Here is a 12,474-nt window from a genome sequence, read left to right as displayed (position 1 = left end):
CGCTAATAAAATGTAGCACTATCCTTTTTGTTATCCTGTTCAATTTTTGGTAAACCTTTTGAACCTTTGGGGTGTTCTTACGTTTATTCCCTTTTATTTTTCTTCATTTTTAAAAATTATATAAGAATATACAATTGGTACTATAACAGCAGTAATTAACAGCACAAACATCAAAACAGCCACCCATGTACCACTGAAGAAGGAAGCAAACAAACCAATAATGCCTGCAATGAGCCATAGTTTCCCGCCTAGCTGATGTGTCTTATTCCATACCTCTTCATCTGCCAGCGTCCAGGGAGTTCTTATTCCTACAAAATAATTATGGCGAAGCTTACCCATAGCACTTCCAAATGCAATGAGCATCACAGGAATCACAGCACTCCCAAGTCTATCCATGTTCACCTTATATCCTAATGCAGAATATGTGGCGGCAAAGTACAATATAGATAAAATAATTACTAAAACAGCCCTTATCATCCTATATGCCCCGGCGAACTTACTGTAATTAGCTTTTTTAGGGTCAATCAGAGGAACAAATACCATCAAAAAATATATTACAGTGATAACTGAAGGTAAAATAAAGACATCCTGCTTTGGACCATAACTATCTACTTGGCCAGAAATATTCCAGTGCATTGGAATTTTATCCGGCAGATGCCCAAAAACAGCAAATGTAAAAATCCATATCAATAGTATAATTCCAATTAGCCACCAATCTTTTTTCATTTCCTGTTTTACATCATAATTTTCATGCATAATATTTTTACTCCTTTCTTATATAGTTTAAAATTTTTCTTTTTTATGTTACTCTTAAAAGTAAATACAAAGTTAACATTTCACATCAAGGAGGCAGTTTAATGCAGACTTTTCTATCATCAGTTCAAGGGGTACTTACAATTGTATTTATGTTAATCCTTGGCTATTACCTGGCAAAAGCAGGGTGGTTTGATAGAACAATATCTGATTTATTTGCTAAACTTGTCGTCAATATCACTTTGCCACTTTCTATGATAGTAAACATAACATCAACTTTCTCAAAAAAGCAATTAGAACGCTCAGGAAGAGGACTTTTGATACCTTTTTTGTCAATATTGATATCCTACTTGATTGCATACATACTGGCTGAAATTTTTAAAGTCAAAAGAGAAAGAAAAGGAGTATTTACAGCAATATTTTCACTATCAAATTCCATTTTTGTAGGGCTTCCAATGTCTCAAGCTCTTTTTGGAGAAGTTGCAACGCCATATACTCTTTTATATTACATGGCAAATACTACAATTTGGTGGACATTAGGGGTTTACGGTATTGCTCGGGACACAAACGGCAAAGATCAAAAAATATTAACTTTAGATACGTTAAAAAGAATATTTAATCCTCCTCTTATTGGTTTTATCGGAGGTGTAATATTGGTTTTTGTCAATATTAAACTTCCAACATTTATTTTTGACAGCTTCAAAATGATAGGAGGACTTACAACACCCCTTTCAATATTTTATGTTGGTATAACTATTTACGAGATGAGTTTTGACAAATTTAAGCTTGATAAAGATGCTTTTATGGTTTTTATTGGAAGATTTTTGGTAACTCCTGCTTTGGTATGGATATTAGATTTATTTATACCAATTCCAAAGCTTATGAGAGATGTCTTTATAATAATGTCTGCAATGCCTGTTATGGTAAACTCATCAATAATAGCAAGGGTTTATAAAGCAGATTATGAATTTGCAACAAGTATGATTACATATACAACAATCTTTAGTGTTGTCATAATGCCTTTTTTGATGGTTCTGATAAAGGTTATATAAATCAGAGGATATTTTTTGTGTCATAAAGGTTTCTTAAAAATTAATTATTTGTGAATTTTTAAGGTTCGTTCTTATTTCCCTTTCGGTTTTAATGGTTGTAGGTTTTCTGTTACAGATATAAAGAGTATATTAACTATGCCTATACCTCCAACAATTAACGTAATTGCCGCTATAACCAAAAGTACAGCCGAGACTACAGATAGTACCCTATTTATAACATCTTGGATATCTTTCATTGTAGGTGCAATGTATTTGTCTTTATAACTTTAAAAGTTGAGGAAAATTCACTCAATTACCCCATCTTTTATTTTAATTATCCTATCGCTGAAGGATGCAGCATAATTATCATGAGTAACCATTAATACTGTTTTATTATTTTCTTTACTCAAATTATACAGAAGCTTTAAAATTTCTTCTCCCGCTTTTGAATCAAGATTCCCAGTTGGCTCATCCGCAAATATTATTTTAGGATCAATTATCAGCGCTCTTGCAATGGCCACTCGTTGTTGCTGTCCTCCCGATAATTGATAAGGAAAATTCTGCTTTTTTTCAATTAATCCGACCCTTTCTAAAATTTTATCAATATTGCTATTATATTCTTTCCTATTTATTCCTTCAAACTCTAAGGGGAGTGTTATGTTTTCTTCAACGTTTAAATTAGGTATCAAATTATAAAACTGAAATATAAAACCAAATTCTCTTCTTCTCAATTTACTCAATTTATCATCATTTAACAAAGTTAAATCTTCTCCCTTAAAAAAGATACTACCAGAAGTAGGTTTTTCTAAACCACTAAGTACATACAACAAAGTACTTTTCCCTGAGCCAGACGGTCCCATAATAGAAACAAACTCTCCTTCATTGATTTCTAAATCAATACCATTAAGAACTTTTGTCACATTTCCTTCCACATTGTATTCTTTAAATAATTTTTCTGTCTTTAAAATAACCATTTTAGTCCCTCCCTATATTTTTATTTTTTTACCTATTCTATTCCTTTTATTGCTTCTACAATATTAATCTTCCTAATTTTAATAAAAGGATAAATTGAACTTATAAAACCAATAAAAATCGAAGATAATAATAAAATTAAATACACTAAATAATTATATCCAAAAGATAAATCTCCAACATAATAAGACAAAATTTTCACAATAAAGAGATTCAGACAAAATCCAAATAATAAGCCAAAAATTCCTCCCTCAAAACCTATAATAACCCCCTCGCCTATTATACTAAATAACAATTGCTTTAAGGACATCCCAACCGTTCTTTTTATTGCAAAATATCTAACCTGCGTCAAAACATTTATAATAAGATTATTATTTAAACTAAAAATACTTATAAACACCGATATTAAAAATAATGCATTTACTATTAAAAACAATCTATTATTATATTCAGCATTTAATTTTTTCATCTCTTCAAGTGAATTTATACTATAGTAAGCTCCTTTACCCAACATTTCTGTTATACCATTTTCCACTTGGCTAACATTGTAATTCTTTTTGATTTTTAATAAATATAAAGTGTATTCATTAGAACCAATGTCCTTTATAAAATTGTCCTTAGATATAAAAAGAACTTTACCCATATTCTCAAAACTACTTACAACTCCAATAACTTTATATTTTTCTCCCTTCTCTTTTGTTTTTGATTTAATTTGAATATAATCACCAACTTTAGTATTTGTGTTCTTAGCAAATGTATTTGTAATTATGATATTTTTTCCATAATTTAATTGCTTAAATAATTCATCTATTGAACCATTTTTATATATTTCAAAAGAAAAATCTTTATATTTCTCTGGATCAATTCCTGAAATTTCTACATCCATATCTCTGATACGTTCCTTTACCCTTAACTGCGAAACAACTTTATCAACCCCTGAAATAGAGGATAATTTTTCATCTAAGGACCCCATTGAAGAATCTGTATTAATAACAATATCAACACCTTTATATACCTTATCTACACTTTCTTTGACCAAATATGATAAAGTAAAACTAAGATATGCTATTCCAATTATTATACTAATAAGTATTATAGATTCCACTGATCTTGAAAAGTCTCTTTTAAATTCTTTATTTAACAATCTTGCTTCCGGTCCCAGTAAATTTATAAATTTTAATAAAGTATTATTAATTAAAATATGTAAAAACTCTATAAGCAAAATAAATGAAAACGAAAATAAAATAATTCCAGAGATAAGATAAAAAATACCATTATCCATTTTCTCACTTAAAATCAATAATATTATAGACACAAATATATCACTGCTCCGGCATAATTTTTAAGGATATTTTTCTTTTTGGTATGTTTTTCCACATTACCTTTTATGATATCTACTACAGAAATTTTAAATATCCTCAAAACTGACAAAATAACACTTAATAAGCCTGTAATCAAAAGCATAAAAAATACTAACATAAACTTTAGAATGCTAAATTTCATTATAATTTCATCTTCAACTATCAATTTAAGAATAAAATGCAAAAAAGGAAAACCTACAATTAAACCAATTATAGTGGAAATTGTAATAATTATGAAGCTTTCTATATATGTACTTATAAATATTTCCATTTTAGTTGCTCCTAAGCTTCTTAAAGTACCAATTTGTGAAATCCTCTCATATAGTACTGTCTTGAAAGTAGAATATGTTAAAAATAAAGTTATGAAAATAGTAAACGCACTAAAAATACTCAATGCTATGCTTATCGTTCCAACATAAGCTTTATAACTTTCTATATCATACCTTTCTTCAACTATGTACCCAGAGCCAATAACTTTTCTTATATCATTAGCAACATCAGAAATACTGTCGAGATTTTTTAGTGTAATACCAATAGAATACACTAACCCTTCTTTTTTAAATAATCTTTGTGCAGCATCAATATTTACAAAAACAATATTACCTCCTTGAAAAATTCCTTTATCCTCTGCAATTCCGCTAACTTTAAATTTTATTTCATTATTTTGGGTAGATAATAAAATAACATCTCCAATATTCAATCCATACTTTTTTGAAAACACCTTGCTTACAACAATTTGATTTTCAGAATTAGGTAGTTGTACGTGATTAATATATTTGAATGAATAAACTTTTGATTGTTTATTAAAGTCGATACCAACTACATTTAATTGTTCATCTTGATATGCAGCAACACCTCCACATCTTTCAACAATATATTTTATACCCTCAATATTTTTTATTTTGTTTAATACATCCCCTGGCTTAAAATAAATATCTCTATCATTTGAAGAAAGTATTACTATTTGACTATTTAATGTATTATTTCTAAGCTGTTCTTCTCTGGATTCAATAGCCGCATCTTTAAAAAATATAGCTGCCATTAAAGTTACGGCAGATAAAACAAAAGTAAGAAATAATATAAAAAACCTTACTTTTTTAGCAATGATATTTCGCAAAGCCAACTTAAAAAGAGCTTTCATTGATAGTACCTCACTGATGATATTTAGGACATTCAAAATTACAACTAAGAGTTGGGGCTATTGTTAATCCTAAACTTTCATTGTTGAACTTGCCACTCAAGTGTTTATATTTAATTAGCTTGAGTTCATCTATGTAACCCAACTTTATTTTTATATAATTACATTTTGTTCCAGTATACTATCTCCTAACTCAACTAATTTTTCCTTCATTTTTAATTTTACAATCCATTTTTTCCAATGTCTACTATATCTTTGTATAGTTTTAGCGAAGAAATAAAAAAACTATACAAAAGTATAGTCCAAATTTAATCTATTAAATTAAGCTTAATAGCTTTTGCAATGGCTTGTTGAAAGTTTTTTACACGTAATTTTCTAACAATTTCTTTCTTATGGTACTTTACTGTCTCGGGTTTTATCCCCAATTCCCTTGAAATTGCTATTTCTTTATATCCATTTGCACACTTTTTTATTATTTCAATCTGTTTATCTGTCAATTTTTCAAGGTCTTCCTGTGATTCTAAATCCATTTCTCTTTTATATTCGTTGACAATTTTATATACTAATAAATCTATAAATCCCATCATTTCATCTGCCATATTATGTTTTATTGTTGATATATCCAAATAGCCTACTATATCATTATCAATATCAAGAGGCATGGCTATACAGTAAGTACCATTGTTTGAAAATATCACAATAATGCTGTCCCTGTCCCTATGTCTGTTTTTCAGCTCTATTTCATATTGGATTAAAATATTGATAAAACTTCTAAGATTATTTACCCTTTATTTTTTCTAATATATCCCTAAATATAACAATACAGCCTATAGCCTGCTTAGTATCCATTACTATTTGATTATTACCTTTTATAAGAATAAAATTTTTATGCTCATCATCAAATTTTATAATCATATCCATGTTTTTATATTCCAATGTTATCATCCCTACCTATACCTAGGCATAATATACACCAAGGGTTATAGCCTTTGTCCAGTTTTAACCCATCTATTATTACATCTTTTCTAATTGCCCCTACAAAACATGTCCCGATTCCCATTTCATGTGCAGCAATAATGATGTTTTGTGCAGCAATAACCGAATTTTGACAACTAAATATATTTACAAACTCTCCGTTATATTTCTCTTCAATAATCGAATCATTACATCCAATTAAAAAAATATGTGGTGCTCTTAAAACATGTTTCTGATAATAAGTTCCTTTATAACAAATGTATTTTTCTTCGCTATTACTTACCTCTTTTATAAAAACACACCTTAGTCCTCCTGAGACAGGTCCACTATATCCGATTTCCATTAATACTTTAATTACATCCTGGTCAAGACTAACGTTCAAATAATTCCTAACGCTTTTTCGTGAACAAAATTTATCTCTTACATCATATAGATTGTCCCACATTTTTCAACCCTTCTTTTTAATAGTTTAAAGATAAAGACAGATATAATCATCATAATAATCACATAAAAGAAAACCAGGGTTAATTCCATAATTGGCTCGAATATAGTATTGCTCCTAAGTATAGAATGCCTAATTAAATCAAATATGTAAGTTGTTGGCAACACCTTTGAAATCATTTGTATTTTCGGTGGAAGCACAGAAATCGGGAATGTAATTCCACTTAACAACGGCACGGCTCCTGTTATTAAAAATACAAAAGAATCTACCTGCTTTATGTTTAGAGTAATACTACATATGATTATCCCGCTACAAATTGAAACAGCTAATAACAGCAAAACTGATAAAACTAACAATGGTAAACTATAAATACTAAAACTTATATTTAAGTATATAAATATAAACTTTAAAATTATTGCTGAAGCAATAGTATACAATATTGCCTTTATAAAACTAAAGAATATCCACCCTAATACTAAATTAATTTTTTTTACGGGAGAAATCCAAATTTGCTCTAAAGTGCCCATCCACATTTCTTTAGATAAAACATAGCTTGTTTGTTCTTGGATAGAATTAAATATAGAAAAAACAATACCAATACTAATAAAAATAAAATAATTATTTGTTCCTGTAACTTTCTCAAAACTTTTAATATGGTTAGATGATGTTAGATATATTGCTAGAAATATAGCAGGTAACATATTAATCACAGGTAAAAGTATTTCAAAAATTATTTGCATCGGATATCTAATTAGAAAAAGTAATTCCTTTTTTAAAAATACATATGCTTTATCAAACATAAAACACATCCCCATTTTTCATCACTTTCTTCTTAAAATAATAAAAGACGAAAACAGCAATTATATTCAGAACAAATCCATAAATAAATATATATATCAATTGACTATATATTGCTAAAAAAGATGCAGAACCAATTACAACTCGTCTAAATGTATAAATCATTTTTTCAACAACTATAAATCTACTTAATTTCCCTAAATTGTAAGGCAGGAATGTTGCAGGTTGGCTTACACCACTAAAAATAAGCAAAACTCCACTTATAACCTGTAAAAATGCAAATATTTCTTTAAATTTTAATACTATACCAGATATTACATACGAAAATCCAAAAACAGACGGCATACTGATTAATATAACTACTACTATTAAAGCGTAATTAATCCGACAATCAAATACATATCTAATCAACAGCAAACCTACTAACAATGTCAAACTATTAATTCCAACAGTGACTATACTTTTTCCTAACATTATGTAAATCAGATTAGAAGGTGACATTAAAATTTGCTCTAATGTGCCCATTTCTTGTTCCTTTCTAAGTGAAAGACCTATAGTCCATAGTGCCTGAGATATATACATCCAAAATAGGCTTCCAGATAAAATCCACAAATACTGTGTTTGTTCAACGTTGTAAATTTTTGCAATATAAAATAATGGTAACAAAGAAAAAAGAGCAGCAATTATGTTATAAAATAAATTCAGCGGATATCTACTTAAAATTAAAAACTCCGACTTTGCAGCTGCTAATATATGTCTCATATTAAATAACCCCTTCTTCAAAATAATTTGAAACTATATCCTCTAAAGTAACCCCTTTTACCTCTAAAAAAGTTAATTTACTTTGAGAACTTAATAAACTAATGATTTTTTCTCTATATATACTGCTAGTCCTTACTTGATATGTAAAGTAATTATCCATAGATAATTTGTTTATTGAACCATAATTTAAAATCTCCTTTTCTAAATTATCATCTATCTCCGTTTTTAACTTAAATTCGACCACTTCTTCCATTTTATTTTTTCTCTTCAAATAATCAATTGTTCCCTCTTCAACAATTCTGCCACCCTTCAATATACCTACTCTGGAGCATAACTCTTCTGCTTCATGTAAATAATGAGTAGTTAATAATATAGTCAAACCTAATTCTTCATTTAACCTTTTTAATAATTTTCTAAATTCAAATGCTACTTGTATATCCAATCCAACTGTTGGTTCATCCAAAATTAAAACTTCAGGATCAATTATTAAGGATTTAGCTATTAACAGTCTTTGTTTCATACCTTTAGAATAGGTTTCAACTAAATCCTTTTTATGTTCACCTAATCCAACATAGTCCAAATATATTTCTATATTTTTCTTAAGCTTTTTCTTTGGGACATTATATAAAGTCCCAAAAAATTCTAGATTTTCTTCCGCAGACAGTTTCCAATATAAGGAGCGATCTCCTCCCATAACTACACCTATCTTGGATTTAATTTCTTTTTCATGTTTATCATATCTCATTCCAAATATTTCAACATTTCCTTTGTCTGGCAATAAAATCCCTGTTATAATTCGAATAAGGGTAGTTTTACCTGCTCCATTAAGCCCTAGTAAACCGTAGATTTCACCTTTTCTTACTTTTATATCTAAATTTTTTAATACATCATTTCTTTTTACAACTTTAAACCATCTCTTCTTAATATATGATTTATATATATTTGTGCAATTAATTACAGTATCCATTTTTATCACCTTAATAAATTATTTTCTTGTGCCTTTATAATTGATTTTATTTGCTCTCTAAATTTCTCATTATTTCTCCACCACTTAATGATACATATATGCATCCAACTTCCTTAATTTTTTTTGCTACCTCTTTTATTTTACTAATGTTAAGTTTTTCAAAGTCCTTTTGATTAGAAGAATTCATACTACAAAATGAACATTTTAAATTACAATAGTTTGTTATATTCCATTCGCAACTAACAGGTCTCTTCATTTACTTTCTCCCCTCTCCAGCACAATGGATCAGATGCATTTATGTCCCCAGTTATAAGATATGCACTAGCCCTGCATCCACCTCTGCACTCATTGAAAATATCGCAAGAATTACACTTACCTTTTAACTGGGGAACTTGTCTCCATATGGAAAAACCTTCACTTTTGTTCCATATGTTTTTTAAACTATCATTCCTAATATTTCCACATACCCATTTTTCATCAGTTAAAACTCCACATGCTGTCACATCTCCAAATGGATTAATATTTACACTATATGTGCCTGCGCCACAACTATTAATCAAGAAAGAGCCTCTACCAATATTAAAATTTTTCTGCCCTATTATAGTTGGGATAAAGCATGGCAATACCAAATCAAACTTTTTTTGCTTAATAAGAGGGTGTTCATAAAGTTTATAAATTATTCTCTTTATATTATCTAAATCAACAAATAGTTTATCTAAATTGTTAATAGCATTTCCTTGTGAGTAAAATATGAAAGCATCAATTGTTTTGAAGGACCTAAAATATGAACATAATTCCACGTCTTTAGAGAAAAGTAGTTAAATAGTCCATATAAGCTTTGTTCCTTACATATAAAATATATTGCAAAGCTAGCAATTAAAGTTAATAGGCCACTAAGCATATATTTAATAACTTTTTTGGCATTAAATTTCATTGAAATTAAATAAATCAAAAAATTTAAAGGAGTCAAAGCTAAATAAAAAGTAAATATGCCTAAATATCCAAAAATCAAGTTTATTTATTAACTTCCATAGTAACACTCAAAAAAGGTAGATAAAGAATAAATAAAATAGCTAAAATTAAATTTTTAAAAATTGCTCTTATCACATACCATAAAAATACCATTCTTTCTTTTATAGGTGATGACAGAAGAAAAACAGTATCTCCCTCTTCTATAAGGATACCTGGCTGTTTTAATGAACTATTAACAGAAGTGATAACCACTAAAAGCATCACAGCAATTATACCAGCATTTAAATAAGAAAGTTTTATGGTACTTATTTGGTAAAATGTCTTATCTTTGTTTACTATAATAGGTATCAAAAGAAATAAATACCATACAAATTGGAGAAAATATATAAAAAATCTCTTAGGATTAGTAATCAAATCTTTTACAAAATTTTTAAACTTTATTATATCAAGTAAAAACAAAGCTTTTACCTCTCTCATTTTGTTACCTCCAAAAATAAATCTTCCAATGAGCCTCCCGGTCCTGCCTTTTCCATTACCTCTTCAAGTGTACCCTCATATATGAGTTTCCCTGTTTTTAAAATAAGCACTCTGTCTCCAAGATTTTGTACAGAACCCAGCATGTGGGTACTCAAAAGTACAGACTTCCCTTCTTTTTTAAGCTCTCTTATGGTATCTTTCAATTCTCTTATAGCTTTGGGGTCAAGACCTACAAAAGGCTCATCAAATAACATAACTTCAGGATTATGTAAAAGATCACCATAACCTTTTGCCTGATGCCCTTTGACAAATTAGCTCCCAATTCATTCTTTTTATCTATAAGGTCATAGGCATCAAGATATTTTAAAGCTTCTTCTTCCCAATTTTCAAGCTTATAAGCAAGAGCTATAAATTTCATATGTTCCCATACTGTAAGCATTGGGTATATATCCGGAGTTTCAGGTATATAAGCAAGTTTGAATTTTGCCTCATTATCTTTATAGTCATAGCCGCATATTTTTATTTCTCCTTCTGTCTTTCTCAAAAGCCCCATTATAGTCTTTAAAGTAGTACTTTTCCCTGCATCATTTGGACCTATAAGCCCTACAACTTCACTAGGATACATCTCAAAAGAAATTCCATCAACTGCTTTTACCCTTCCATAATATTTTTTTAGATTTTTTACAGAAAGCACACTATCCATCTTCGACCTCCGTTTATGCAAAATTTATACAAATTATAATCTCTCAAACTATAATAAAAAACAACCACTGGAACACAATACTATAAATTCTACAAAATTCCCTAAAATTCTTCTTCTATTTCCAATCTACAGTAAAATTTAACGTAAGCTTAACATAATTATACCTTATTACCTTTTTATATTTCTAACACTTAAAGCGTAATCCAAATCATAAAAATATTGCAGCAGGTAGTGGAGTAATTTCTTTTCGTCTCCCATAGGTTAATTATGTACCAATTGATAATTCTGTTATAGGCTGACAAAACAGAGATCTGAGTTTTATTTTTGATTACTTCCTGTGTATTTATAAAGTAGGTAGGAATCTATAATAGAAATTAAAGCAAAAATAATGCAAAACATAGCTTTAAAAATTTCATAACTTACGTTAAATATCAGCATTATTAGCATGAATGATAAGAAAAAACTTGTCACAACAAAACTCACTGTATGCGCTTCTGCCATTTTGTTTTGAAGTTGTTTATCTTGTGGGATGTTAATATATCGACTAGTAAAAAAGTTAGAGAAAAAAGCAAAAAATGCAAAATACATATAAGATTTAAAAAATCCTAAAAAGCCAAGAAAACCGAGAAAGCCTAACAACCAAAATAATTTTTTCATACAAATTCCTCCTAACATGCATAATTATAACCTTATGTTAAAATTACATCAAATACTGACATTTTTTACACTTAAGAAGATGGTTTGAAATTAAAATTATAAGTATAACCCCATTTATAACCCCATTTCTCCCTTACTAACCACAAAGATTAATGGTTTTTGCGAGTATCCACAATGCCCCCTTTGTAAATCTGGAGATTTTTGAGTTGCAAAAATGGGGAGTTTTCTTTGCAACTCTGTCCACTTTTATTTTACAATAAACACTATAGAATAAAACTAAAGTATAAGGGTAGGCATTCAGAAAAAACACCTACCCAACTATTGACAAAGAGTCTAAATAAAACAGCACACTCTTAAAAACTACAAGCAACAATTATTCATCAAAATTTTAGAAGAAAATTGTAGCCCAACACCAGCAACAACATGAACAACACCAGCCTCCGGGTGAAAGTGCAACTGCGTTAAA

General features: G+C 28.9%; 17 protein-coding genes. 1 reads left to right on the top strand and 16 read right to left on the bottom strand.

Annotated elements, in window-relative coordinates; genetic code table 11:
* Positions 1-93 precede the first annotated feature (93 nt).
* On the bottom strand, positions 94-756 hold the full coding sequence (locus tag TMATH_RS02450; protein ID WP_012994541.1) for an SdpI family protein: 663 nt from the start codon (positions 754-756) through the stop codon (positions 94-96).
* A gap of 101 nt (positions 757-857) precedes the next feature.
* Between TMATH_RS02450 and TMATH_RS02445 the strand changes: the two genes are divergently transcribed.
* The gene (locus TMATH_RS02445; protein ID WP_012994540.1) at positions 858-1,805 is read left to right on the top strand and encodes an AEC family transporter; all 948 of its coding nucleotides are present in this window, start codon (positions 858-860) and stop codon (positions 1,803-1,805) included.
* A gap of 284 nt (positions 1,806-2,089) precedes the next feature.
* On the opposite strand, the gene TMATH_RS02440 is transcribed toward TMATH_RS02445, so the two are convergent.
* The 15 genes from TMATH_RS02440 to TMATH_RS02385 form a co-directional block, all read right to left on the bottom strand.
* Positions 2,090-2,758 carry an ABC transporter ATP-binding protein gene (locus tag TMATH_RS02440; RefSeq protein WP_012994539.1) on the bottom strand — a complete coding sequence of 223 codons (669 nt, stop codon included), beginning with the start codon at positions 2,756-2,758 and terminating at the stop codon, positions 2,090-2,092.
* A 32-nt stretch (positions 2,759-2,790) separates the two neighbouring features.
* On the bottom strand, positions 2,791-4,071 hold the full coding sequence (locus TMATH_RS11445) for an ABC transporter permease (RefSeq protein ID WP_049766013.1): 1,281 nt from the start codon (positions 4,069-4,071) through the stop codon (positions 2,791-2,793).
* Complete coding sequence (locus tag TMATH_RS11440) at positions 4,062-5,258, bottom strand: ABC transporter permease (RefSeq protein WP_049766012.1); 1,197 nt, start codon at positions 5,256-5,258, stop codon at positions 4,062-4,064. Before TMATH_RS11440 ends, TMATH_RS11445 begins: the two co-directional genes overlap by 10 nt.
* 305 nt (positions 5,259-5,563) lie before the next feature.
* Complete coding sequence (locus TMATH_RS02430) at positions 5,564-5,953, bottom strand: helix-turn-helix transcriptional regulator (RefSeq protein WP_013149843.1); 390 nt, start codon at positions 5,951-5,953, stop codon at positions 5,564-5,566.
* A 79-nt stretch (positions 5,954-6,032) separates the two neighbouring features.
* On the bottom strand, positions 6,033-6,176 hold the full coding sequence (locus tag TMATH_RS12000; protein WP_003870926.1) for a hypothetical protein: 144 nt from the start codon (positions 6,174-6,176) through the stop codon (positions 6,033-6,035).
* Positions 6,177-6,180: 4 nt separating this feature from the next.
* Positions 6,181-6,675 carry a nitroreductase family protein gene (locus TMATH_RS02425; protein ID WP_013149842.1) on the bottom strand — a complete coding sequence of 165 codons (495 nt, stop codon included), beginning with the start codon at positions 6,673-6,675 and terminating at the stop codon, positions 6,181-6,183.
* The gene (locus tag TMATH_RS02420) at positions 6,651-7,472 is read right to left on the bottom strand and encodes an ABC transporter permease (protein ID WP_013149841.1); all 822 of its coding nucleotides are present in this window, start codon (positions 7,470-7,472) and stop codon (positions 6,651-6,653) included. The genes TMATH_RS02425 and TMATH_RS02420 overlap by 25 nt, the downstream gene beginning before the upstream one ends.
* Positions 7,465-8,232, bottom strand: a complete 768-nt coding sequence (locus tag TMATH_RS02415; protein WP_013149840.1) for an ABC transporter permease — start codon at positions 8,230-8,232, stop codon at positions 7,465-7,467. Before TMATH_RS02415 ends, TMATH_RS02420 begins: the two co-directional genes overlap by 8 nt.
* 1 nt (position 8,233) lies before the next feature.
* Entirely contained in the window at positions 8,234-9,199 is a 966-nt protein-coding gene (locus tag TMATH_RS02410) for an ABC transporter ATP-binding protein (protein ID WP_013149839.1), read from the bottom strand.
* Positions 9,200-9,245: 46 nt separating this feature from the next.
* Entirely contained in the window at positions 9,246-9,455 is a 210-nt protein-coding gene (locus TMATH_RS02405; protein ID WP_039929060.1) for a radical SAM protein, read from the bottom strand.
* Positions 9,439-9,999: an SPASM domain-containing protein gene (locus tag TMATH_RS12145; protein WP_083768261.1), complete on the bottom strand. Its 561-nt coding sequence runs from the start codon at positions 9,997-9,999 to the stop codon at positions 9,439-9,441. The genes TMATH_RS02405 and TMATH_RS12145 overlap by 17 nt, the downstream gene beginning before the upstream one ends.
* Before the next feature lie 214 nt (positions 10,000-10,213).
* Positions 10,214-10,648 (bottom strand): putative ABC exporter domain-containing protein, encoded by a 435-nt coding sequence (locus TMATH_RS12140; RefSeq protein WP_049766010.1) that lies wholly within the window; start codon positions 10,646-10,648, stop codon positions 10,214-10,216.
* Positions 10,645-10,902, bottom strand: a complete 258-nt coding sequence (locus tag TMATH_RS12570; RefSeq protein ID WP_232192607.1) for an ATP-binding cassette domain-containing protein — start codon at positions 10,900-10,902, stop codon at positions 10,645-10,647. Before TMATH_RS12570 ends, TMATH_RS12140 begins: the two co-directional genes overlap by 4 nt.
* Positions 10,878-11,351 carry an ATP-binding cassette domain-containing protein gene (locus TMATH_RS02390; RefSeq protein ID WP_232192606.1) on the bottom strand — a complete coding sequence of 158 codons (474 nt, stop codon included), beginning with the start codon at positions 11,349-11,351 and terminating at the stop codon, positions 10,878-10,880. The genes TMATH_RS12570 and TMATH_RS02390 overlap by 25 nt, the downstream gene beginning before the upstream one ends.
* A gap of 318 nt (positions 11,352-11,669) precedes the next feature.
* Entirely contained in the window at positions 11,670-12,008 is a 339-nt protein-coding gene (locus TMATH_RS02385) for a DUF3796 domain-containing protein (protein WP_013149838.1), read from the bottom strand.
* Between the last annotated feature and the right edge of the window lie 466 nt (positions 12,009-12,474).

It is taken from the genome of Thermoanaerobacter mathranii subsp. mathranii str. A3, from assembly GCF_000092965.1.
Classification (GTDB): domain Bacteria; phylum Bacillota; class Thermoanaerobacteria; order Thermoanaerobacterales; family Thermoanaerobacteraceae; genus Thermoanaerobacter; species Thermoanaerobacter thermocopriae.
Note: the sequence above shows the minus strand (reverse complement) of the source record. Positions and strands in the feature narration are given on the sequence as shown.